The following is a 23084-nucleotide window of genomic DNA, read 5'->3' as shown; positions in this document are numbered from 1 at the left end:
AGCGGCCATAGTAAGCAGTGTTGAGACGTCTTATGTATTCAGTTATGATTACCCCATGATGATCCATACACCAAATGAAGCAGAAAGCCTGCGGGCTGAGATTGCGGCGCTGGCGGCGCGTATGATAGCCGAGGATGGGGCTGACTATGCCTCAGCCAAGCGCAAGGCGGCCAAGCAGTTGCTGGGCAACCATAAAGTCAAGGGCGATGTCTTGCCTGACAATGCGCAAATTGAGCAGGAAGTGCGCGAATACAATGAATTATTCTTTGGCGACACCCAGCCGCAGCGTTTATTGCATTTGCGGCAACTTGCTCTCGAAATCATGGACGAGCTGGAGCGCTACTCCCCCTACATCGTAGGTGCAGTGCTGAATGGCACAGCAGGCAATCATTCCGACATACACCTGCATCTGTTTGCCGACAATACCAAGGATGTTGCCATTTATTTATTGAACAAGGATGTGCAGTTTGAAGTTTCAGAAAGTTTCAATAATCGCAATGACCGCATAGAAACCCTGAGTTTCATGTACAAGAACGAAGGCGTGCACCTGGTCTTGCAAGATCAGGATGCCATACGCAGCGGCCATGGCAAGAGTACAGAACGCGCCAATGCAGCAGGACTGCGGGCGATACTGTCAGAGGCTGAAACTGAAACTGAGTAAAAGCTTGCCTGAGCCATCAAAATGCCAAGCTTGATCTACAGAACCCTGACCACCTGAGCAGGGCGACATTAGAAGAACGAGGTGATCCATGCGATCTGTTTCAAAAACTATCCTCGGTTTTTGTCTCGCCCTGCATTTGCTGGCCGTCTGATACGTGCTGAAGGGCCGGCCGCTTAGGCCAAAATCAGTGATCCCCAGGGGCTTTTTGTAGGCCGCGACATGTATGTCTACGTCACTAGCATGAGGGGGTGATCCTGGCCCATGGTGCTACACCTCAAGTCATAGGCAAGGGATCAGGCAGGGTAGATTATCAATGGCCAAACACCGTCAACAAAGCCATAGAGGTAAAATCAACCTATATAAACAGGATATACGCAAAATTGTCCTGGCAAGGCGTAGCGACGAAGACAGTACTTTAGTACGGCTAGGAGCTAACAACGTAGCCAGGGCGGTTTTGCGTAAGTCCTAATAGAAAAAGTCAGCAATGTCATCGTAGCTTGCGGCATTTTTCGTAACCAGCCAGGGACTTGGTTCTATTTCTGCTCCATCGCTGCCGCTGCTTCTCTAAAACGGGCAATGCGCTCGTCCGTCGCCGGATGACTGGAGGTATAGCCATAAACCGCGCGCAACCATTTCGGGGTCGCATCTATTCCTGATCGTTTGCGATTATTACTCATTTCTTCCAGCGCATCCGCAAGATGTGTGGGTGAAATATTTCTCTTTGTGAGAGCAGCAATGGCATAAGTATCAGCCTCAGTTTCCATCTCCCTACCATATTCCTGCCCTATCAGCGTTGCCGGAGCAAGCGCTGCTACTGAACTGAAATCACCGAACAAACTACCGGCGGCGACAGTCACCAAGCCTTTACGCGCCAGACGGCGCACCGCATGGTGGTTTTGTATATGGCCGATCTCATGGGCCAGCACGCCCGATAATTCATCCGCCAGAAAGCCAGTCAACTCATTGCCACTATGACCAACGATGAGGGTAATCAACTGATCCGTCACGACCACAGTTCCCCCCGGCAAGGCAAAGGCATTCGGGCCTATGCCTGGCGCATCGCGCACTTCCAGGTGTATCGGCACATAGGCATCTTCAGGGCGCAGGCGACGCAATAATTGTTCGGCCTGCGCTATGGTGCGGTCATCGAGCTTGCTCGGTTTGAGCATGGTTTGATCGAGAAAATTAATGATCTCGCTACCGAGGAGACGCTCATAACTGACGGGAACGAGGGCCGCAACCCGGTCTGCCAATACAGGTACACCCCATTTATACGCCGAGAACAAGATACCGGCCATGACGATGATGGCCAGCAAGGCTGCCTGCCATCTGTGCTGCCAGCGTTCTATGATGGATGGCGTATAGCCAAGATGGGCCAGCAGGCTTTGTTTGTCGGCCTGCCCATAAATTTCACAATGGCTGCCATCAGCAAAATTAAGTACGCATGGGGCATCCTGGAAAGCTTCTTCCAGTTGCAACTGGCTCTTGTCTATCTGCCTGTCTATACCTTCACCTGCCAGGCTGATACCGCTCGCCTGAAAATACAGAATAACCTTGTGCAGCAAAGCCTGGCGATGATCAAAATAATGTGCTTGTATCATAAATGCTCTCTACCAGGATAAATCAAAACCAAACAAATCTGCACTGCTCTCACCGCTGGCCTGGCCAACCTGGCCTGATTTCCCTGCCAGCGCTGCTTGTGCATACTGACTTGCGAGTATTTGCTCAAGGCCAGCAGCTTTCAGCGTGACATGCTGTAAACGGAAGCGATAGACATTCACTACCGCAAAAGGCCGGTATAAACCCAGCGTCAGCAGGGTCAGGAACAGGTTTTTCATCTGCAAGAAATAATACGCTTTGTAAGGCAGATGCGAATCTATCGTTACACCCGGAAAACTGGTGGCATTCCAGGACTTATTCCAGATTTTGACTTGCAATAAAGTGCTGCCACTGAGGAGGATGGCATAGGCCAAGACAGCCACCGCGAATCCCACCGGAACCAGGAGCCAGCCATAGGTTTCCATAAAAATCTGATAGTTGCTCATTGCCTGATTTTTGAGCGAAGCAAAGAAAACCGCAGCGCCCATACCAACCAGCATGGCAAAGACCAGCAAGCTCAGGCCGATGATGAAATAAGACAGGAAAAAAGATCCCTTAGTGAGGCTGCAACTACTCCTCAATTGAGCAAAGGCCAGCTCTTTGTGCTGGTACATGCGCATGCGTGCATGCAACCAGGGCCAGCTTAAATAAGGAATAAATGCATACAGCAGCGTGGTCGGTCGATGCGGAATTAATACACCGACCAAAGCCGGTAATAAAACCATCATGCCTAACGGTGTATAGGTCTTAAAAGCATCTGACAATGCGCCGTGAAATTGAAAACGCAGACCAAGATAACTGGTATTGCGCAAACGAAAACGTAAAGCGCTACGCATGATCCAGGGGATTCCCAACAGGAAAATGAAGAACAGGCTCAGCGCAACCGTTTTTGAAAGGGAGAAAAGATAGTGATAACAAAACAGCAGTATCACTGCGATCACCCTGCCGCGAAATATGATTTTGGGATCGCCATGAAAATTGAAGGCTGCGCCATTCAACTGGGTATTGCGATCAAAATAGCTGAGCCGCCGCACTTTCGCCCAGGCCGAATAAATACCCAGGGTCGCCAGGCTCAAGCAGAGATTAACTATCCAGATACGGAAGTATTCTTTACCCGTACCGGTGAATGACAAGTTGTATTCCGTTTGCTGCTCTGTCGCTGCCACGGTATTGGCGACTGCGGCTGAATGATGGTCTGGAATAGTCGTTACGGCCTGGGTATCTGACGCAGTTGGCCACATCCCTGTGGCCTCGGTTTGTATTTGCATGCCTGAATCTTTATGGACTATATCTCGCCCTGTTGGCGGGAAAGTTGCAAAATAACATGAGACGCATGAATATGTAAAATTTTGTTACACAATTTATTCGACTGCTGTTGCGTAAGTGACTATACGGTTGTGCCGACGATCAAATCCTGCCTGCGCATCCCCCATACCACACACATTATTGTGCCGCCGCCCGAAAGCGAGCTACCCGGTCTGCTGTTGCGGGGTGGCTGGACATGTATTGACTGATTTGTCTGCCCGTCGAAGAGTTTTGATCTTGCTCGCGCTCGCGTTTGTGCTGGTCTTCCATGCGTTCCAGCGCATTGGCCAAGCGTACAGGTGACATATTGACTTCTTTCATGCGCTTGATGGCATAGTCATCGGCTTCGGTTTCCATTTCGCGTGAAAATTTCTTATTCACGATACCTGCCGTCGCCAGGCTGACGACCGAACTGAAATCTGAAAACAGGCTGCCAGCAATCACCGTCACCATGGCGTCGCGCACCAGGCCTCGCATGCCGTGGTTACCTTCTACATGGCCGATTTCATGGGCCAGTACACCCGCCAGTTCCTCGACTTGTTCAGGACTCAGTTCACCCTCTTCTTTTCCATTGAGCAGACGTATCATGTCATCCGTGACGACTATGGTGCCACCCGGCAGGGCAAAGGCATTGGCACCGATTTTCGGCGCATGCCTGACTTCAAGGTGGATGGAAATACGGGCATGAGCAGGCAAGACGCGCAATATCGCCTCCTTCGCCTGATTGATACGCACCTCGCTCAGGCGGCTGGGATTGAGCATAGTGTTGTCCAGCAATTTCATGATTTCCGTCCCCAGCGACTGCTCATAACGGGTAGGCAAACGGGCCGCAATCTTGTCCGCCAGGACGGGGACACCCCATTCTTTTGCTATCAGCAATATGGCAGCCATGATGACAATGGCGACCAGTGCCCACTTCCATTGTTTTTGCCAGCGTTGCACCAGACTGGGCTGGTAGTTAAGGTAGTCAAGCAGCGTTTGCTGATCGGCCTTGTCATGGATTTCACAATGGCTGCCATCGCTAAAATTAAGTATGCAGGGCGCATGCTCGAAAGGCTCGGCCACTTTCAGCCTGGCTTTTTTTACAGGGAAAGTCTTACCTTCAAAGAGTACATTGACGACACCCTCTTGCAAGTCCAGGTAAATACTCTGTATCAGGCTTTGGCGGTGGTCGAAATAATTGGCTTTAATCATCATTCACCAGGATAAATCAAAACCAAACATATCGGCTGAGCTATCGCCCGTGGCCTGGGCTTGCCCGACTTTCCTGGTCGCCTGCACTTGATCCAGGTCTTCAGAACGCAGGCGCATATGCGCCAGCCGGAAACGATATATGGCGACGATGGCAAATGGCCGGTACAGGCCAAGGCTGAACAAAGTGAAAAAGAAATTTTTCACCTGTAGTAGCCAATAGGGTCGGTAAGGCAGCACAGAATCTATATCTACCCCAGGGAAACTGGTGCTATCCCAGGACTTGTTCCAGGCCACGACCTGGATATAGCTGATGCAGGCGAGCGCCCCAAGAACGTAGATCACGGACATGACGAAACCCAGCAGCAAATAAAATGCTTCCTGGCGGCTCACATACTGCATCAGGCTGCCACCATGTTTTTGCAAGACCATGGACGCTACGCCTATCAGTAGAAAACCCAAAAAGACAGCGCACACCAGCGCCAGCAATACCCCGACATAGCTCCAGCTGAAAGCCCCGCTTTTCATATCGCAACTGCCGCGCAAATTGCCATAACTGATATTGTCATGCTGGTATATGCGCATCCTCGCATGCAACCAGGGCCAATAAAGATAGCCTATGAATGCCAGGCCCGCCACGTATGACTCTTCAGGAAACAGCACGCCAAACAGACCCGGCAACAGGAAAACGAAGGCCACCGGAAAATAGGCGGCATAGGCATTTTGTATAGAGCCATGAAACTGAAAACGCAGACCACGGTAACTGGTCTGGTGCAGACGAAAACGCAGCGCACTGCGCATCATGAAGGGTATGCCCAGCAAAAAAAAGATAAAAAAAGTCAGGGCCAGGCTTTTGGAAAAAGTAAACAGATAGTGGTAGCAGAACAGCAAAATCACTGCCACGATGCGGCCACGCAATATGGTCTTGGCTTCACCATGAAAATTGAAACCACCGCCAGCAAAACTGGTATTGCGGTCGAAATATTCCAGACGCCGGACCTTGGCCCAGGCAGAATAAATACCCAATGTTGCCAGACTCAGGCAAAGATTAACTATCCAGATACGAAAATATTCTTTGCCCGTACCAGTAAACACTGGATTTTGCCATTCAGGCACCACGACCTCATTGGCAATGCTGGCCGTAGTCGCAACTTCTGCTGCGGACATTGGTGCGCCAGTTTCATTATTCCAGTCATGATAATCAGCAAGGGGAACTGTGGGTAGCCAGACTTCTGCTTCTGTGTGAATTTGCATTGCTCAAGACGGGTGAAATGGGTATCTGTGAAATAAGATAACAAAATAACACAGATTCTAATTGCATGTAATTTTTAACAACGCTTCGACCCGTAAAGTAAAGCCCGCATGCTGGCTAGCCACATTATGGATAAAACACACCCACATGAAAGCCTGCTGCTTTGAGTGTAGGTAATTCAAAATACAATTTAATGCTTTGCTCGCTGCCTGCTGCAAAACCTTTTTCCAGCTTGTCTTTTTCCGTCAGATACTCGGTGGGCGTAAAAGCACGTTGCAGCAAGGGTTTGTCTTTGATGTCGTTTAAGACCAATTCTATATTGGGCCAGGTTTGCACCACATCGCTCTGGTTCTGGATTTGCATGACCAGCATAAAGACATTGCGTTCCGGAGCCAGGTTTTGCAATTCATTGGAATCGACAATGATCTTTTCTATCTGTGCTGGCAAAGCCACCTGGCAGCTCAGATATTTGCAGGCTTGCTGCAACCAGGGCCTGGTTTCTGGCAATCTGACAGCAAGCTGGTTACGGAAAATATAGGCTGACTGCCCCAACAGGAGTGGGATCAGCAAGACTATCATCAAGCCCAGCATGATATTGGCCATGCGCTTGCGGGCACGCTGCTTTTCGGCCTGGATGACAAAGTTCGGTTTATCTTGTTCGGCTTCGGCATCGCTGCTGGAATCTTCATTGATGGCGGCCTGCTGGGCCAATGCCGCTTCGGCAGCATCGATATAAGCTTCCTGCTTGCTAACTTCGTCCACGGCATCATTGAGAGAAACGGCATCGCCAGGCTCTGCCAATTCGCCATGATCCTTGTGACGCCACACCTTGGTGACACTATTGGGTGACAGTATTTCCGTCGGTGCAAAGGCACTTGCCTGGTCGGCCTTTTTGTTTTGCTTGTCGACTTTCTTGACTTGCTCTTCAGCCACTTCACTGACAGACCAGTCGGCTGTTGGCGGATCCATCAGCGCGGCGCGGGTTTCCAGTTCAACACGGGCGACATCAGCTTCATACACCTCCTCCTCAGATGAGAGAAGACCACTATTACCCATGTCAAATTCAAGCGCAGAAGCACTACTGGGTACAGCCTCTGGCTTAGCCGGCTCAACTTTGGTAATCGTCGGTTTAGACACTGCTGGCGGCAATGCCTGAGGAACAGGAGCCGGCTGGTGCGTTACCTTGACATCCCTGGGCATGTCAAAAGTCTCAGCTTCAAACTCCAGCTCAGCCTTGCTGATGGCGGCCAATACTTCAGTTGCCGGCTTGGCCGTGGCGCTGGCAGGCCTGGCTACGACTACAGGCTTCTCTGGCTTGGTCGCTGGCGCTGTTGGCAAGACTTCTTGCCTGGCTGGAGTCGCCGGAGTAGCCGTAACTACCGTCGGCGTAACCTCAGAAGCCAGTGTCACTGGCGGAACAGGGTTAGCGGGCAGAGTTGCTGGCTTGGGTGCAACAGGAGCAGGTGTTTTTATTTCTTCCGGCGCAGGGCTGGCGGATTGCGTAACTTCAGACCTGATTTCAGCCTTGACTTCACTCATGGCAACAGGCGCAGCCGACTCTACCGATGCGGCTTGTGCAATTGGCTGCTGGCCAGCAGCCAGTTGTGCCTGAGCAGGGGCAGCTGACGTGCTACTGGCGACCACTGGTGATAGTGCGGCTATGATTGTCGTACTGGCAGGCTTGGCCGTAACTGGCGCAGGCTGCGGCGCTTCTGCCGGTATCAGGTTTTCTACGGCATTAAAAGTTTGCTGGCATGAGCCACAACGCACCAGGCCCGCATGCAATTTCAACTGATCATTGGCTACCTTGAAGGCAGTCTGACAGTGGGGGCAGCGGGTCGCCAGTGCCATAGTCGCCTCAGTTACTCAAAGAGCCTGACAACGCGACCCAGCCTTCATGCTCAGCCCAGACGGTCAGCTTGATGAAGGGCGCATAGGCTGCCGCAACTTCGTCGGCCTGTCTTGCCAGCACACCTGAGAGTATCAGCGAGCCGCCAGGGGCGACACGGCCAGCCAGCATCGGGGCCATCAACTTGAGCGGGCTGGACAGGATATTCGCCACGACCACATCAAATTTCTGGGAGGCCGGATGGGCAGCACCAAAACCTTCTGGCAATGCATATTCTATCTGGCAATTATTGCGTTCAGCATTGAAATTCGCAGATTCTATGGCTTGCGGATCAATATCCACGCCAATCACACTGGCCGCACCCAGCTTGCTGGCGACCATAGCCAGGATGCCGGAACCGCAACCATAATCGAGTACCGACAAGTCCTTGGGTGCATGCGCCTCCAGCCATTCCATGCACAGCTTGGTGGTGGGGTGACTGCCAGTACCAAAGGCCAGGCCAGGATCAAGTTCCAGGATCAGGGCATCAGGATCAGGCGCATCATGCCAGCTAGGCACAACCCAGATATTCTTGCCGATATGGATAGGGGCAAACTGCGATTGCGTCAGGCGCACCCAGTCTTGCTCCTCTACATTACGGGTGATATAGGCAGGCACGACAGTCAGGCCGATAGCGGCAGCAGCTTCGGCCACCAGTTCGGCGTGATCGGCATCGATATCAGCGAGCGCCACTACGCGGCTACGATCCCAGGCAGCTTCGTCAGGCTCCATGCCTGGCTCACCAAACAAAGGGCGTTCAGCATCCGTACCTTCATCGGCATCTTCCACGGACACCGACAAGGCACCCGCATCCATCAAAGCGTCCGACAAAGCCTCAGCCTGCTCACGCGCTACTTCTATGACTATTTCTATCCAGCCCATATCACAAATTCCAATGCAACTTTTAAACTTCCAAACCAAAAGGCTCACCACAGAGACACAGAGAAAATCAAGAGAAAGAAATTCATCTCAAGCTCTGCATGACTCAACAATTTGAGTATGCGGTGATTATTTAATACATTAAACATCTCAATAGCAAAAAGCTTACCACAGAGGCTTTATAACAAAGCCAAAAGCACAGGGAAAAACTTGTGTTTTCTCTGTGCTTCTTTTTCAAGGAATTTTTACATCCCGCCTATTTTCGTAGGTTGGGCCGGGCCTCGCTAGGCTACGCTTCATCAGTCCAACACTTGGCCTCAACGAACGTATACGTTATTCAAGCGCCGAGTGTTGGGCTGGTAAACCGTAGCCCAACCTACAATCCTTCGTGACTCTGTGTTGAGAGGTCTTAAGTTCTTACTTACTTTTCTTCGACAACTCCGGCATATCCGCTAACTTGTGTTCCAAATAATGAATATTCGTTCCACCTTCAATAAAGCGCGCATCTATCATCAGTTCGCGGTGCAGGGGGATGTTGGTTTGTATACCTTCAACCACCATCTCTGACAAAGCGATCTGCATGCGGCGTATCGCTTGTTCGCGCGTTTCGCCATAGGCAATGACCTTGCCTATCATGGAATCATAATTTGGCGGCACGAAATAACCGGCATAAGCATGTGAATCCACCCGTATCCCTGGGCCACCCGGTGTATGCCATGATGTAATACGCCCTGGCGAAGGGGTGAACTTGAACGGGTCTTCGGCATTGATACGGCACTCTATGGCGTGGCCCTTGAGCATGATATCGGTTTGCTTGAAGCGCAGTTTTTCATTGAAAGCGATACGGATTTGCTCTTGTACGATATCGACGCCCGTAATCATTTCTGTCACCGGATGCTCAACCTGTACACGGGTATTCATTTCTATGAAATAGAATTCGCCGTTTTCGTACAAGAATTCAAAAGTACCCGCGCCACGATAATTGATCTTGCGGCAGGCAGCAGCACAACGGTCGCCGATTTTTTCTATGATCTTGCGTGGAATGCCAGGAGCTGGTGCTTCTTCAACCACTTTTTGGTGACGACGTTGCATGGAGCAATCGCGCTCGCCCAGCCAGATGGCATTGCCATGCTGGTCAGCCAGAATCTGGATTTCCACGTGACGTGGGTTTTCCAGAAACTTTTCCATATACACTTCTGGATTACCAAACGCTGCACCCGCCTCTGACTTGGTCATGGTGACGGCGTTAAGCAAAGCAGCTTCAGTATGCACCACGCGCATGCCACGACCACCACCACCGCCAGCGGCCTTGATGATGACTGGGTAACCGACCTTGCGGGCAGTTTGTACAATGACTTTGGGATCATCTGGCAAGGCGCCTTCAGAGCCGGGCACGCAAGGCACGCCTGCCTTGATCATGGCATGCTTGGCGGATACCTTATCACCCATCAAACGGATGGATTCAGCACGCGGGCCGATGAAGACAAAACCGGATTGCTCTACACGTTCGGCAAAGTCGGCGTTTTCAGACAGAAAGCCATAGCCTGGATGGATAGCCTGGGCATCCGTCACTTCAGCGGCGCTGATAATGGCTGGCATGCTCAGGTAACTTAAATTCGACGGAGCCGGGCCTATGCAAACAGATTCGTCGGCCAGCTTCACATATTTTGCTTCGCGGTCAGCCTCAGAATGTACGACCACGGTTTTGATACCCATCTCGCGGCAAGCGCGCTGTATGCGTAGCGCGATTTCACCACGATTGGCGATAAGAATTTTTTCAAACATGATTTAACTTTGCGGTGGCAATGGTTGCAATTGCGTGAGCAGAAAACCCTGTCCAGTATGATTGCCCTCAACACGGGCAAATCGACAGTCAGTTCGCGCACGCGCGCCTGGATCAGCCAATCACGAACAGCGGCTGGCCGTATTCTACAGGCTGACCATTTTCAACCAGAATCTGTTTGATAGTGCCACTGAAATCGCTTTCGATTTCATTCAGCAATTTCATCGCTTCAATAATGCAGAGGGTGTCGCCAGCATTGACGCTCTTGCCTATATCAGCAAAAGGCGCAGCACCTGGAGAGGAGGAACGGTAGAAAGTACCGACCATGGGAGATTTGACAATATGACCATCCGGCACGACTGGGGCCGCTGCCACTGGTGCTGCTGTGGCGACAGGCGCTGCAGCTGGCATCATTTGATGCTGGGGTTGCATCATGACTACCTGGTTTTGCGGCATCGCAGAAGACTTGACGATGCGGACCTTACCTTCACCTTCTGTTACTTCCAGTTCAGCGATATCTGATTCTGCTACTAGGTCGATCAGGGTCTTGAGTTTTCTTAAATCCATGTGGAATCCCCTTGAAAAAAGTGGTTCTGAATTAATTGAGACGCACCACCGAGCATGAAAACAGCTCTGATGATGCCATCGAAGATTGGATTATATACGAAATAGGCTGTCATTATCAGCAAATTACGCGAAGATGCAAGAATTTAAATATTTTTTAATGAAAAGTCAATCGCCAGACGGTAACCTTCGGCACCCAGGCCACAAATCACGCCCTTGGCGATTGCAGACAAGAAAGAGTGATGCCTGAAGGCTTCTCTCTGGTGCACATTCGAGATATGCACTTCAATAAACGGTATTGCCACCCCTGCCAAAGCATCCCGCAAGGCGACGCTGGTATGGGTCAGGCCGCCAGGGTTGATGATAATAGCATCGACTTGCTCATTACGGGCAGCATGGATGCGATCAATTAACGCGCCCTCATGATTACTTTGAAAAAATGACAACTCTGCGCCAGCTGCTTTTGCCTGATCCTGTGCTGCTGCTTCTATCTCTGCCAGGGTAGTGGCGCCATAGGTAGCAGGCTCGCGTGTACCGAGCAGGTTCAGATTGGGGCCATTCAGCAGCAATAGTTTGCGCGCCATAGTCACATTCAATTTGACGAAGATGGCCGCATTTTGCCGTTAATCAGCGCAGATTGGCAAGGAAAAACGAAGCAACTTCTATTTTTCCAAAGAAAATTTGGCAATATCGGCGCGCAATTCTTGCATCTTCAGGCGACCCAGGTAAGATTTCAACACCCTGCCATCAGGGCTGATCAGAATAGTAAACGGCAAGCCCCCTCCCGCATTTCCCAATTGACGCGACAATTCCGTACCTTCCATGCCCGCCGCAAACAAGGGATAACTGATCTGGTATTTTTTTGAAAATTCGGCAATATTGCTGGGACTATCGATGCCAGGCCCGAGGATTTGTACAGGCTTGCCCTTGAACTCTTGTTGCAAGCTCGACAATTCAGGCATCTCTTGCACACAAGGCGCGCACCAGGTTGCCCAGAAATTAACGACCAGGAACTTGCCCTGCCACTGCGCCAAGGTCTGACTCTTGCCTTCCACATCCTTGAATTGCTGCGCCATCAATTGTGCCACTGCCTTATCGGCTGGCGGCTTGGGGGTGGTCTGAAGATTACCCGCATAAATCCCCAAACCAGCAAACACAGCACCCAGCACTACCGCCAGGGCAATAAACTTCTTATTCATAGACACACTCACATAAAACCGGCATCGCGGCTCAAGGCAGGGATATTAGCTTAGCTGGGGGATTTATGCTGCATAAGTAAGCGATGCTGGGCAAATGGTGACTCGGCACCGGATACCAAAGCAGTCACCGTTACCCTAAAAGCAAGAAAGCGATATATATCACCGATACATACCAACACCCATTTCAAAGAATTGATATATACTTTTGATACATACCATGACAGGGGAAGCGAATGCCATCTACCGCAAAATTATTCACAACTGGCCGCAGCCAGGCAGTAAGGCTGCCTTTGGAATTCCGCTTCCAGGGCACAGAAGTTTTCATACGCCGCAATCCTGACACAGGTGAAGTCATACTCTCACCCAAACCAGTGACATGGGCGGACTTCTTCACCATGGCCGACGGCGTTGATATTCCAGCAGATTTTATGTCTGAGCGCGACGACAAGCCTGCAGAAGAAAGGGATTTGCTTTGAGTAATATGCGCTACATGCTGGATACCAACATGGCAAGCTATATCATCAAGGGCAATTTCCCGGAAGTTCGCCAGCGCCTTGCCTCTCTACCTATGAACAGTCTCGTGATCTCGGTAGTTACCGAGGCCGAACTACGTTATGGGTTGGCGCGCAAGGGCTACCCGGCAACCTTAAGCAACCTGGTCAACGAGTTTCTTTTGCGCGTAGAAATACTGCCCTGGGACAGTACGGCCGCCATCAACTATGCCGACTTGCGAGCCTCTTGCACCGCATCCGGCATAGTCCTTAGTGCACTCGACATGATGATTGCGGCCCATGCCATTGCAGCAAAAGCCCGTCTGGTCAGTCATGATAAAGCGTTTTCCCTGATACCCAATAATGCACTCGGCATTGAGGACTGGATCAGCCAGACCTGAGCGATTATTCGTTCCTGATGCTTGATTCTTATACTACGCTCACATCGGAGCGGCGACCAAATACAAAGGCGAGGCATTAAACCATTAATATACCTCGCCCTTTTCCCCTTTTTACATCAGACTGCCCCTGCTTGCCTACCCTTCCATATCCATCAAAAAGATAGACTCCGACCAGATCACGGCATCCAGCTCACGCACGGCTTTGCGTAACTGGGTTTCCAGCCTGACACTGACAGCAGGGTCTGCTGACAAACCGAGCAATTGCGCAGTATCGGCGCTTGTCCTACTACTAGCCTGCAGCCCTGCCCTCTGCTCTTGCGATGGCAGCAGGCGCTCCAGCATTTCTGGCTCGGCCATGATGCTGAAGAAGAGCTTGATGACTTGCTGTGAACTGAGCTGGTCTTTGCAGTCTTCCCAGATTGCCAGTTCCAGCCATTCAATGACAGCCTCGCCCAGTTGTATCTGCCTGAGCCCAGCAAAACTGTCTGGCCACAATTGCTCATCGAAGTATCTGAGCAAGAGTGTCAGGCCCAGTGGTGTCATCCCCTGATAATGCATGTCACGGCGGATTATCCTGTCCTCCCCAACAGCACTGGCATATTCAAAAAACGCTTGCATTGCCTCTGTATCAAGTACCAACCATTTTGCGGCAGGCAATGGCAGATTACTGGCGCCCCTGGAGCGCTCGCCCGGCTCACCAGCCATATCCAGAGCGGCAAGTTTGGACAATTTCCAGGCCGCCAGCCTGCTGCGCAGATCCGGCGCGGCAGGCACAGGTGCCGCCGGCGAGGACAAGGAATAGGCCGCGCCACCGGCAGCAGCGGGCGCAGCCATGATCGGCGCGGAGCAAACACCGCCCGCGATAGCCCCCAGCCCACCCCAGCCTGCCGGCAACATATGCGCGACTTCTATCAAGGCAGGCATATCCAGTGGCTTCTCATCTTCTGCTCTTTCCTCGACGACCAGGAAGCTGGTTTCTGCTGAGATCAATTGATATTGCACTGCCAGTTCCTGTACGACGGATACCTGCTCAGTCGAACCCTGCATGCCGGACAAATAAGTCGCCGCGGCCACGCGTGACAGACTGGTCTCGTCCTGTACATCCGTTGTCAATTCAAGGCTGCCCAATTCGACTTCTTCAACCTGCGCCGACAAGCGGCCAAACAAGCTCATTCGACCTTCAGGTTTTTCTGGCAAGAGGTAAAACATGCTCAGGGTTTCACCTTTGAATACGCTTGCAGGCAAAGCCGTGGACCACAGTGGCCGGCTAGTAAAGCCGGTATCGATGCGGATATCCTGCCAGACCGGCGAGCGCAATTTCATGAACATGCGCAGGATGGCTGGTGCCACATCTTCACCCGGTGCCACATATTCACAAGAGCCACCACTGGCTCTGGCCAGACGCTCCAGATGCACTTCTGCCGGGCTGGAACCTATGCCAACAATAAACACCCTTTGCCCGGCAGCGCGGGCGCTATTGATCAGGCTATCGACACTGTCGATTTCACCATCGGTAATCATCAGCACGTCGCTGCGCCCGCTGCTCTGGATGGCAAACGTAGATTCCAGCGCCAGTGCCATTTCGGTGCCGCCAAGATTGGCACCAAGCTCATCTACCCAGCGCAGGGCTGCTGCCTTGCTGGGTTTGGCAAACTTCCACATCGCTGGTGAACGGTGCTGCACTTCACTACCAAAGCGTGACAGGGAAATATGGTCACCAGCATTGAGTTGTTCGACTATCTCTTTCAGGGCCGTGCGTGCTGCCTGTATGCTGTCGCCATGCATGGAACCAGAACAATCAACCAGCAATTTGACGGCCACATCAGTCATGTCAGCAGCCGCAATTTGCGGGCAAAAACTGGCCATCAAAGCGACATGTTCAGGCTGATGATAGTCCCGTCCGAGAACACTGAAGGCTTGCTGGCTGAACTGATCCAGACACAGCACAAAGTCGCGGTCGAGGTTACCCTTGCGTGACAGGCTGACGATCATGCCGCCATCGCCAGGCATGACGCTGATGGGATGGCTGGGCGAGGCAATACGCGCACCCGCCACCTCAGCCGCCAGGCGCAAGCTAATCTCAAACGGATATTCGACCCGTATATCATGCCTGGGAGTTGTCAGGCGCTCAAACAGGTTTTGTTTTTTGCTCGTTACCGCCTCCGTCATTTCATAGCGCGGCGCAATCACTGTTGGTACACAAATGCGCAAGGCATTCATGCCATCCATCTCGGCAAAGCGCAGACTTTGAGCGTAATGCATGCTCAGCGTGCACGCTTCACCCGGCGCCAGGTTGCCTATGCTGAGGCTATAACTGCGGTCACCATTTTCTTGCAGCATGAAAGCCGTATTGCCTTCAGAGATGGCTTCTTCATAATCGATTTCAGCCTTTTTCCTGGGTACGACAGCACCGGACAGTTTCTTGCCATCCAGCTCTACTTCTATATCCAGCAAGACTGCATCCACAGGCAAAGGAAAGGTATACAACACCTCAACATGTTCTTTGTCCGATGGATTGATAAAACTTTGCGTAAGCTGCATATCCAGCAGCACGCCTTGTATGACACCTGTCGCCCTGACCTTGGTCAAGGCCATTGCCTGGCCCAGGCTGGATTGTATTGTGGCTGTATTTTGGTTAAACATATTCATCCTCTCTCTGCTAGCCATTCGCATTAATGCGTGCTGTCATGCGTCCTGGCTGTTTTTCATACGCTCTGCCAATTCGATAGTCTGTCTGACGAATTCCCTGAGCTGCTCCGGGGTCCAGCCTGCTTTGCCGGCATCGATCACCAGCTCCACCCCCTGCGCTACCGTCAAATGTGTACAGACAGAAATTGACCCGATTTGCTGCGGTTTCACTTCCAGCGGGTCTGGTGCGCCGTGCAACAATTCACGTATGCGCTCCAGTGATACCCCCGCAGAACTCCACTTCTTGATCAGCAATAATTGCTCGAGATGCTGCGCTCCATAACGCGCAGCCCGCGTCCCACCTTCAGGCTTGCTGACCAGCCCTATCTGCATGTAGTAACGCACCGTGCGTACCGACATCTCCGCCATCAAACAGAGTTCAGGGAGCAGATAGCTGCTGTCTTTTTTATCAGAAGAAGTATTCATACAGTACTTTATAACAGTTAAACTGTCATTATTCAAGTTTACTTTTTGAGCTACCCTGAGCAGCCCTTAAAACAGAGATGAGATAGTTTGAAAAAGACGAAAAAAAAGCGCTCATGTCATGAGCGCTTCTTCTTGCCTTTCTGAACCTGGAGCCTAATGCGCCCCACCTGCATCCACAGGTACCGCCGATTTTTTCGGCTTGGTCAGCCACACCAGACCTATCAGGCCTATGAACATATAAGCCGACATCCAGAAGATATCCGTCGCGGCCATAGTGCTGGCCTGCACGCTGATCGTGCGATCTATGAGGGCGTAGGCACCCTGTTCTGGTATGCCTTGCTGCACCAAGCCCTGCACGGTTTGTACAAAGTTGGGGAAGCTGCTGCCGGTGTTTTCTGCAATCTGGGCATGGTGCAGGGTGCTGCGGCTATCCCAGATAGTGGTCATGATGGAAGCTCCCATGCCACCGCACATGATACGCACGAAGTTAGACAAACCCGATGCTGCCGGGATTTTATCCGGTGGCTGGCCTGACAAAATAATCGATGTCAGCGGGATGAAGAACATCGACATGGCCGCACCCTGTATCAGCGTAGGAATCAGCAAGGTATAAGTATCCACCTCGGTATTGAAACGCGAGCGCAGGAAGAACACCACGGCAAAACCCATGAAGGCAGCGGACGCGACTTTTCTGGCATCCACCTTGGGCAATATCTTGCCTATGATGGGTGACAATAAAATCGCAAAGATACCCACCGGTGCCATGACCTTGCCTGCCTCGGTCGCGGTATAAGCCAGTTGCGTTTGCAACCACAGCGGCATGATGACCAGGCTGCCAAAGAACAGGCCATAGCCTATGGAAATCGCGATCACGCCAGCGCTGAAATTACGCCCCTTGAACAGTGACAGGTCAACCACAGGATGGTCCTGCCCCAGCTCCCAAACGATGAAATAAATCAGGCCAATCACAGCAATTACCGTCAACAGGACAATCTCGCCAGAATTGAACCAGTCCAGCTCCTTGCCCTTATCGAGCATGATTTGCAAGGCACCTACCCAAATCACCAGCAGGAACAAACCGACCTTGTCGATAGGCAGGTGCTTGATGGCGGACTCGCGTTTGCGGTAGATGGACCAGGTGGCCCAGGCAGTGAATAAACCAACCGGGATGTTGATATAAAAAATCCAGGGCCAGGAATAATTATCCGATATCCAGCCTCCCAGTAAAGGCCCCATGATGGGCGCGACCAGGGTGGTCATGCCCCATAGCGCCAGTGCCATGGAGCTTTTGGCCGGCGGGTAACTGCCCAGCAATAAGGCCTGCGAAAGTGGAATCATGGGGCCGGCAACTGCACCTTGCAAAATACGCGCAGCAATCAGTATCTCTATATTCGGCGCCATGCCACATAGCCAGGACGATATAACGAACAGCAGGATGGATGACAGGAATAATCTGACCTGGCCAAAGTGTGTGGTCAGCCACCCCGTCAGCGGCACGGAAATCGCATTCGCGACAGCAAATGAGGTGATGACCCAGGTGCCCTGCTGTGGCGAGACACCTAGGTTACCGGAGATCGCCGGTATCGACACATTGGCGATCGATGAATCCAGCACATTCATGAAAACCGCCAGCGACAAGGCCAGTGTGCCCATTGCCAGTTGCCCACCTTTCAGTGGCGGATGCGGTGCCTGTGGACGTGGCGCGCTCATTACTTGCCTTTGTTGGTAGAAGTATTTGCAGCAGCCGACGTTGTTGCTGACGTCGCTGCAGTCATGGCGACAGCCTTGCTATCTCTGGTCGCTGGTAAATTTGCTGCGATGATGTCAGCAATACGCAGATCAGCATCCTTGCCGTTTTGTTCAAAAACGGCAGTCTGGTAGGCTGGCGCGGTACGTGCAGCAGCAGTCACCGGAGCACCTTGCTGTTGCGCGATATTGACCTTTACCTGCATGGAGACACCGATGCGCAAAGGATGGGCCTCCAGCTCTTTGGGGTCAAGGCTGATACGCACAGGCACACGTTGCACCACCTTGATCCAGTTACCGCTGGCATTTTGGGCTGGCAACAAGGCAAAGGCAGAACCTGTACCGGCTGACATGCCGAGTACCTTGCCGTGATAAGTGATATCGCTGCCAAACAGGTCAGAATGCAATTCCACCTCTTGACCTATGCGCATATGGGCGAGTTGCACTTCCTTGAAATTGGCATCTACCCACAAGGTATTCAAAGGCACGATAGACAGCAAGGGTGCACCAGGGGCAATACGCTGGCCGACTTGCACTGCACGTTTGGCGACAAAACCATTCATGGGTGCTGGCAGGCTGGTACGGCTCAAGGCCAGCAAGGTTTCACGTACGCGGGCAGCAGCACGCAAGACATTGGGATGCTGGGTGACGGTGGTGTTTTCTGTCAGCGTGCGGTTGGATGTCAGTTGCTCGTTCGCAGCTTGCAAGGCAGCTTCAGCAGTCTTGACGGCATTGCGGGCATGTTCCAGTTCTTCGGCAGAGACTGCGCCTGTGCTTAATAGCTGTGTGCGGCGCGCCAGGTCGGATTTGGCTCTTTCGACTTCGCTGCTACGCAGGCTGACATTGGCTTGCAAGCTGCCGTTATTGGCAAACAGTACGCGCACTTCGCGCACGGTCTGTGCCAACTGGGCTTCAGCCTGCTCAACGGCGACCTTGGCATCGGTCTTGTCGAGTTCAACCAGGGCTTTGCCTGCTTGCACCACGTCAGTATCATCCGCATGGATAGCGACAACAGTACCAGCAACTTGCGAAGTCACTTGCACTACATTGCCAGCAGCATAGGCGTCTTCAGTATGTTCAAAATTGCGACCTACCGTGTACCACCATGCAGCATAGGCAGCCACGGCCACCAGTACGATGAGGGTGATGATAATCAGAAGCACACGGCGCTTGCCATTTTTTTCTGGTGCATAGTCGGCCTGAGGTGCAACACTGATTGGTTTTTTTTGATCTGGGGCGTTCATAACGCAGCCTCCGGTGTGTTTTTAACTTGGGATTGAGTGATGGTTTGATTGGTACTAGCGGTGGCGGAATTAGTTGCAGGCAGGTCCTTGCTTTCATAACCGCCACCCAGTGCCTTAATCAGATTGATGCGTGCGTCGGTATGGCGCACGGCCAGTTCCAGCGAGAGTTTTTGCTGGGACAGCACGGCACTTTCTGCAGCCAGCACAGGCAACTTGTTAGCGGTGCCCGCTTTTTGCCTTTGCTGCGCCAATTGCAGGCCAACGCGAGCAGCTTGCTCGGCAGCCTGTTGCTCGACCAACTGCGACTGGCTGGCTTGCAGTATCTGCACCTGGTCTGCCACTTCATGCAAAGCATCTGTCAGGCTTTGGTTATACGTTGCCACGGCAACATCGTAAGCTGCAACCTTGCCCTTCAACTGCGCACGCAAACGACCACCTTCGAATATGGGCAAGCGTATCGCCGGGCCAACGCCTATGATGCTGCTGCCACTATTGGCCAGATTGGAAAGACCCAGGCTGGATATACCGGCAAAGCCAACGATATTGATATTGGGATAAAACTGGGTCTTGGCGACATCAATATCACTCTGCCCTGCTTCTACGCGCCAGCGCGCCGAGACGATATCAGGGCGACGGCCCAGTAATTCCAGCGGCAAATTACCCGGCAATGCCCTGTCTGCCACAGGCTGGAATTGGGGAGTGGCGATCAGCTTGCCTTCTTCTGGTCCCAGGCCTTGCAAGGCGGCGATCTGGTTACGCGTCAGTGCCATGGCTTCCTGCCATTGGGCAAGTTCATTTTTAAGGCCAGACAATTGCACCAGGTTTTGCTGCACTTCTACCCTGGTATCGAGACCGGCTTTGACACGTTGTTGCGTCAGGCTGTCAAACTGCTCACGCACGGCCAGTTGCTGCTTGCTAAGTTCCAGTTGCGCATTCTGACGTGCCAGTTGCAACCAGGCACGGGCAATGGCATTGCTGAGCATCAGGCGTACGCTTTGCGCTTCAGCCTCAGCCACTTTTTCCTGCGACAAAGCGCTGCGCATTTCAGCACTGTGCTTGCCCCAGAAGTCCAGTTCATAAGACGCATTGAAACTGATCTGGTTATTACTATTATAAGTACCTGCCAGTGGTGGCGGCACCAGGCCATGCTCAGTAAAGCGCTGGTAAGTGCTATCCACACTCAAATTGGCCGAAGGCAATTTATTCGCACCCACAGCAGCAGTGGCTGCCTGGGCCGCCTGCAAACGTGCGGCAGCAACCTGCAGGCTGGGGTGATTTGCCAGCGCACGATCTATCAGCGCCTGCAATTCTGCCCCACCTATGCCTGTGGCCCATTGCAAATCAGGCCAGGCAGCATTGCCACCCTGATCGGGGAAGGCACCAGCTTGCGCACTCAGGGTCTTGAGTTGCGCCTGGCTTTGTATGCCTTGATAACTGACGCAGGCTGACAAAAGTGCCAGTGCGCTGCTCGCTGCCAGCAGCCGCAGCATTTTGCTGGCAGCTGGAGTATTGAAATTGAGTTTTTTCATGATTGGCACTATTTACTTGACTTAAAACAACAAAATTAATTGCCTTTGCAATGATTTTCCCTGGCTTCCAGCAAAGGACGGTTAGCCAGCAACTTGCGTAGCAGATACTTGAGGAACTGGATTTCTTCAGGAGCAAAGCCGCTGAAGCCATGCTCCAGCACTTCTGCATAGACCGGCGGCAGGCGCGCTGCCATGGTTTTACCAGTCTCAGTCAACTCCAGCTTGTAGAGACGCTTGTCGTTTTCATCAGCAAAGCGGCGTATATAGTCCTTCGCTTCGAGCTTATCCAGTGTGCGCTTCATAGCAGCGGAATCGATAAACATCTCACGCGCCAGATCAGCCGCCGTATTACACCTGCCCATGGCCAGCAACAGGAAAACCCCACCCTGGGCATGGGTCACGTCCAGATCACTGAGCGCTTCTTCTATGGCCCGCGACAACATGGTGCGCGCTCTGGCAATCAGGTAGCCTACACTTTCCTCCACCTGGCTGGCATAAAACTCGGGATGTTGATTTTCTGTGCTCATCTTCTTCATTAATCATTGACTAGTCAATAGTTTATACTAGTTTAAAAAATTTTGCAGGGCAGCATGAATTGTGAATTAAGGAACTCGTTTCACGGTATGAAAAAGATAATAAGCGTCAATGTCATACAGAAACATGTCAGGTGCAGAATCAAGGCAACGCAAGTGAGCAGTAGCCAGGCCAAACAAGCTGAAAAGAAAAACCAGGAAATTAAGTAATAACTATCCAGCAAGAAAATTGCTAGCTATTCGTCTTTAAACGCAGGAGTACAAAAAAGGAGTCGAGGCGGAGGGATGGATATAGCGGGGAAATTTTTCAAGCAAGACCTGCCTTGCAGGCAGGTCTTGCAAGCTTATGAGTGTTTCGATCTTATCAGCGGGCGATATAAGATTTCAGCTCTGGAGCATCCATTAGGCTGCGCTGCAACTTCACGAGTACATCTTCAGAAGCGCGGCGGCCAGTCAAGCTGAAGTCCTTCTTGAATTCATCAAACTCAGCAGCGCCATTACCGGTTACCTTGGTTTCAAATATCAGTTGACCATTCTTGTCTGTCACTTTACACGTCAACTCCGTAGTGAACTTGGTCGGCGGCCAAGTCAAGGCACTAGGAGAAGAAGAATCGGTCGTGATCGTAGGAGTGATGATCATGGAAATATTATTCTTCGCCATGGTTTCCGTGTCGGTGGCAGATTTTAGGCGCGTCACCTTGGTGAAGACATTAGTCAATACACGGTAAAAAGCCATTTCGATATCACGATAAGGCAGATAAGTCACCTTATCACCACCACCGCCAGGTGTCGTTACTTCTTTACTGCTTTGTTCAGGCGTGATGATGTAAGCTACACTTGCATTGATTTGCTGGCCCTGGATAGGTGGACCAAGCTTCTCCCCATTTGGGGAAACAGAATACGGATGGGCACAAGCGCTGAGTATGACAGCAGCAAATGCGATGGAAAAGAGTTTAGGAAAGCGCATGGTTATTTTAATTTAAAGAGTTAAAGATTATTTGATTGCGTCAGCAAACGCCTTGTCTTCGTAGACCAGACCCAGCAGCTTTTGCACAGCAAAGTTGTATTCCTGGACAGCCTTGGGAATAGCGACAGCACCGGCAAAAGACGATGGAAATTCCTGCTTCACGGATTTCACTTGATCGTAAGTAGTAGCGCCATTATGCTTGACGATGAAACGTGCCTCTACGGTCACATAACCCACACTGAAACCAGCAGCATCAATATCATTCTTCAGCAAGACACCCGACACTTCCAGGTTGCCAGCTTGAGTATGACGGTTTGCCAGCGCCAATTCCTGCTGTATGGCATTCGCCACATACGCACCATAGGAATTATTGTAAGGTGAACTCATCGAAGAGCCACGAATAGAAATCGGATAGGCATTTCCAGGGCCAGGTGTAGAAGCAAATTGCCCCACACTGACTTTGGTCTCGCCACTGTTCTTCAAGGTTTGTACATTTTCTATGGAAGCTGAATACTGCGGTGCCATCATGGAGCACCCAGTACTCAACAAAGCAACCGTCAGGCTCAAGGCTAGTTTTTTCATATGCATGTGTATTCCATTGTGATTGATTTGATGTCTATCTTTTGACAGTTATACATCATATGTTCATGATTATTGCTATATGGCACTTCGACAATTTAGGTTTTTAAAATGACACGCATCCTGGCAAGCTACAATGACAAGCAGATGATGAATATT

At 51.6% G+C, this 23084-nt stretch carries 21 protein-coding genes; 3 read left to right on the top strand and 18 right to left on the bottom strand.

Annotated features, from left to right (window positions below; genetic code table 11):
* The first annotated feature begins 55 nt into the window (after positions 1–55).
* Positions 56–661, top strand: coding sequence for a hypothetical protein (locus tag ACO0LC_RS23850; protein WP_423007828.1), 606 nt, complete (start codon positions 56–58; stop codon positions 659–661).
* A 533-nt stretch (positions 662–1194) separates the two neighbouring features.
* Here ACO0LC_RS23850 and ACO0LC_RS23845 read toward each other — a convergent pair.
* From ACO0LC_RS23845 to ACO0LC_RS23800, 10 genes are all read right to left on the bottom strand, one after another.
* Entirely contained in the window at positions 1195–2262 is a 1068-nt protein-coding gene (locus ACO0LC_RS23845; protein ID WP_423007826.1) for a M48 family metallopeptidase, read from the bottom strand.
* 9 nt (positions 2263–2271) lie between these two features.
* On the bottom strand, positions 2272–3528 hold the full coding sequence (locus ACO0LC_RS23840) for a YjgN family protein (RefSeq protein WP_423007824.1): 1257 nt from the start codon (positions 3526–3528) through the stop codon (positions 2272–2274).
* A gap of 175 nt (positions 3529–3703) precedes the next feature.
* On the bottom strand, positions 3704–4762 hold the full coding sequence (locus tag ACO0LC_RS23835; protein ID WP_423007822.1) for a M48 family metallopeptidase: 1059 nt from the start codon (positions 4760–4762) through the stop codon (positions 3704–3706).
* Entirely contained in the window at positions 4763–6010 is a 1248-nt protein-coding gene (locus tag ACO0LC_RS23830; protein WP_423007820.1) for a YjgN family protein, read from the bottom strand. It lies immediately after the preceding gene.
* A gap of 124 nt (positions 6011–6134) precedes the next feature.
* Complete coding sequence (locus ACO0LC_RS23825) at positions 6135–7859, bottom strand: DUF3426 domain-containing protein (protein ID WP_423007818.1); 1725 nt, start codon at positions 7857–7859, stop codon at positions 6135–6137.
* 7 nt (positions 7860–7866) lie between these two features.
* Positions 7867–8778 (bottom strand): 50S ribosomal protein L11 methyltransferase, encoded by a 912-nt coding sequence (prmA, locus tag ACO0LC_RS23820; protein WP_423007816.1) that lies wholly within the window; start codon positions 8776–8778, stop codon positions 7867–7869.
* Between the two features lie 414 nt (positions 8779–9192).
* The gene (gene accC / locus ACO0LC_RS23815) at positions 9193–10560 is read right to left on the bottom strand and encodes an acetyl-CoA carboxylase biotin carboxylase subunit (protein WP_423007814.1); all 1368 of its coding nucleotides are present in this window, start codon (positions 10558–10560) and stop codon (positions 9193–9195) included.
* A 112-nt stretch (positions 10561–10672) separates the two neighbouring features.
* Positions 10673–11125: an acetyl-CoA carboxylase biotin carboxyl carrier protein gene (accB, locus tag ACO0LC_RS23810; RefSeq protein ID WP_423007812.1), complete on the bottom strand. Its 453-nt coding sequence runs from the start codon at positions 11123–11125 to the stop codon at positions 10673–10675.
* A 143-nt stretch (positions 11126–11268) separates the two neighbouring features.
* Positions 11269–11706 carry a type II 3-dehydroquinate dehydratase gene (aroQ, locus tag ACO0LC_RS23805; protein ID WP_423007810.1) on the bottom strand — a complete coding sequence of 146 codons (438 nt, stop codon included), beginning with the start codon at positions 11704–11706 and terminating at the stop codon, positions 11269–11271.
* 78 nt (positions 11707–11784) lie between these two features.
* On the bottom strand, positions 11785–12321 hold the full coding sequence (locus ACO0LC_RS23800; RefSeq protein ID WP_423007808.1) for a TlpA disulfide reductase family protein: 537 nt from the start codon (positions 12319–12321) through the stop codon (positions 11785–11787).
* Positions 12322–12554: 233 nt separating this feature from the next.
* On the opposite strand from ACO0LC_RS23800, the gene ACO0LC_RS23795 reads away from it, so the two are divergent.
* Positions 12555–12797 carry an antitoxin gene (locus ACO0LC_RS23795; protein ID WP_423007806.1) on the top strand — a complete coding sequence of 81 codons (243 nt, stop codon included), beginning with the start codon at positions 12555–12557 and terminating at the stop codon, positions 12795–12797.
* A 5-nt stretch (positions 12798–12802) separates the two neighbouring features.
* Positions 12803–13213 (top strand): type II toxin-antitoxin system VapC family toxin, encoded by a 411-nt coding sequence (locus tag ACO0LC_RS23790; RefSeq protein ID WP_423007974.1) that lies wholly within the window; start codon positions 12803–12805, stop codon positions 13211–13213.
* Positions 13214–13348: 135 nt separating this feature from the next.
* Here ACO0LC_RS23790 and ACO0LC_RS23785 read toward each other — a convergent pair whose 3' ends face one another.
* The 8 genes from ACO0LC_RS23785 to ACO0LC_RS23750 form a co-directional block, all read right to left on the bottom strand.
* Positions 13349–15856, bottom strand: a complete 2508-nt coding sequence (locus tag ACO0LC_RS23785; protein WP_423007804.1) for a VIT and vWA domain-containing protein — start codon at positions 15854–15856, stop codon at positions 13349–13351.
* A gap of 42 nt (positions 15857–15898) precedes the next feature.
* A complete protein-coding gene (locus ACO0LC_RS23780) occupies positions 15899–16327 on the bottom strand; it encodes a MerR family transcriptional regulator (protein ID WP_423007802.1) in 429 nt (142 codons plus the stop codon).
* Positions 16328–16480: 153 nt separating this feature from the next.
* The gene (locus tag ACO0LC_RS23775) at positions 16481–18037 is read right to left on the bottom strand and encodes a DHA2 family efflux MFS transporter permease subunit (protein ID WP_423007800.1); all 1557 of its coding nucleotides are present in this window, start codon (positions 18035–18037) and stop codon (positions 16481–16483) included.
* Positions 18037–19317: an HlyD family efflux transporter periplasmic adaptor subunit gene (locus ACO0LC_RS23770; protein WP_423007798.1), complete on the bottom strand. Its 1281-nt coding sequence runs from the start codon at positions 19315–19317 to the stop codon at positions 18037–18039. Before ACO0LC_RS23770 ends, ACO0LC_RS23775 begins: the two co-directional genes overlap by 1 nt.
* The gene (locus tag ACO0LC_RS23765; RefSeq protein ID WP_423007796.1) at positions 19314–20846 is read right to left on the bottom strand and encodes an efflux transporter outer membrane subunit; all 1533 of its coding nucleotides are present in this window, start codon (positions 20844–20846) and stop codon (positions 19314–19316) included. Before ACO0LC_RS23765 ends, ACO0LC_RS23770 begins: the two co-directional genes overlap by 4 nt.
* Before the next feature lie 35 nt (positions 20847–20881).
* Entirely contained in the window at positions 20882–21373 is a 492-nt protein-coding gene (locus ACO0LC_RS23760; RefSeq protein WP_423007794.1) for a MarR family winged helix-turn-helix transcriptional regulator, read from the bottom strand.
* Positions 21374–21743: 370 nt separating this feature from the next.
* The gene (locus ACO0LC_RS23755; RefSeq protein WP_423007792.1) at positions 21744–22346 is read right to left on the bottom strand and encodes a hypothetical protein; all 603 of its coding nucleotides are present in this window, start codon (positions 22344–22346) and stop codon (positions 21744–21746) included.
* A gap of 27 nt (positions 22347–22373) precedes the next feature.
* The gene (locus tag ACO0LC_RS23750; protein ID WP_423007790.1) at positions 22374–22934 is read right to left on the bottom strand and encodes a hypothetical protein; all 561 of its coding nucleotides are present in this window, start codon (positions 22932–22934) and stop codon (positions 22374–22376) included.
* Positions 22935–23084 lie beyond the last annotated feature (150 nt).

The sequence above is a fragment of the Undibacterium sp. JH2W genome (genome assembly GCF_049340425.1).
Lineage (GTDB): Bacteria > Pseudomonadota > Gammaproteobacteria > Burkholderiales > Burkholderiaceae_D > Undibacterium.
Note: the sequence above shows the minus strand (reverse complement) of the source record. Positions and strands in the feature narration are given on the sequence as shown.

Coding starts and splice junctions, on each gene's coding strand:
- ACO0LC_RS23850 (WP_423007828.1), top strand. CDS start 56: ATGATGATCCATACACCAAATGAAGCAGAAAGCCTGCGGGCTGAGATT.
- ACO0LC_RS23845 (WP_423007826.1), bottom strand. CDS start 2,262: ATGATACAAGCACATTATTTTGATCATCGCCAGGCTTTGCTGCACAAG.
- ACO0LC_RS23840 (WP_423007824.1), bottom strand. CDS start 3,528: ATGCAAATACAAACCGAGGCCACAGGGATGTGGCCAACTGCGTCAGAT.
- ACO0LC_RS23835 (WP_423007822.1), bottom strand. CDS start 4,762: ATGATGATTAAAGCCAATTATTTCGACCACCGCCAAAGCCTGATACAG.
- ACO0LC_RS23830 (WP_423007820.1), bottom strand. CDS start 6,010: ATGCAAATTCACACAGAAGCAGAAGTCTGGCTACCCACAGTTCCCCTT.
- ACO0LC_RS23825 (WP_423007818.1), bottom strand. CDS start 7,859: ATGGCACTGGCGACCCGCTGCCCCCACTGTCAGACTGCCTTCAAGGTA.
- prmA (WP_423007816.1), bottom strand. CDS start 8,778: ATGGGCTGGATAGAAATAGTCATAGAAGTAGCGCGTGAGCAGGCTGAG.
- accC (WP_423007814.1), bottom strand. CDS start 10,560: ATGTTTGAAAAAATTCTTATCGCCAATCGTGGTGAAATCGCGCTACGC.
- accB (WP_423007812.1), bottom strand. CDS start 11,125: ATGGATTTAAGAAAACTCAAGACCCTGATCGACCTAGTAGCAGAATCA.
- aroQ (WP_423007810.1), bottom strand. CDS start 11,706: ATGGCGCGCAAACTATTGCTGCTGAATGGCCCCAATCTGAACCTGCTC.
- ACO0LC_RS23800 (WP_423007808.1), bottom strand. CDS start 12,321: ATGAATAAGAAGTTTATTGCCCTGGCGGTAGTGCTGGGTGCTGTGTTT.
- ACO0LC_RS23795 (WP_423007806.1), top strand. CDS start 12,555: ATGCCATCTACCGCAAAATTATTCACAACTGGCCGCAGCCAGGCAGTA.
- ACO0LC_RS23790 (WP_423007974.1), top strand. CDS start 12,803: ATGCGCTACATGCTGGATACCAACATGGCAAGCTATATCATCAAGGGC.
- ACO0LC_RS23785 (WP_423007804.1), bottom strand. CDS start 15,856: ATGTTTAACCAAAATACAGCCACAATACAATCCAGCCTGGGCCAGGCA.
- ACO0LC_RS23780 (WP_423007802.1), bottom strand. CDS start 16,327: ATGAATACTTCTTCTGATAAAAAAGACAGCAGCTATCTGCTCCCTGAA.
- ACO0LC_RS23775 (WP_423007800.1), bottom strand. CDS start 18,037: ATGAGCGCGCCACGTCCACAGGCACCGCATCCGCCACTGAAAGGTGGG.
- ACO0LC_RS23770 (WP_423007798.1), bottom strand. CDS start 19,317: ATGAACGCCCCAGATCAAAAAAAACCAATCAGTGTTGCACCTCAGGCC.
- ACO0LC_RS23765 (WP_423007796.1), bottom strand. CDS start 20,846: ATGAAAAAACTCAATTTCAATACTCCAGCTGCCAGCAAAATGCTGCGG.
- ACO0LC_RS23760 (WP_423007794.1), bottom strand. CDS start 21,373: ATGAGCACAGAAAATCAACATCCCGAGTTTTATGCCAGCCAGGTGGAG.
- ACO0LC_RS23755 (WP_423007792.1), bottom strand. CDS start 22,346: ATGCGCTTTCCTAAACTCTTTTCCATCGCATTTGCTGCTGTCATACTC.
- ACO0LC_RS23750 (WP_423007790.1), bottom strand. CDS start 22,934: ATGCATATGAAAAAACTAGCCTTGAGCCTGACGGTTGCTTTGTTGAGT.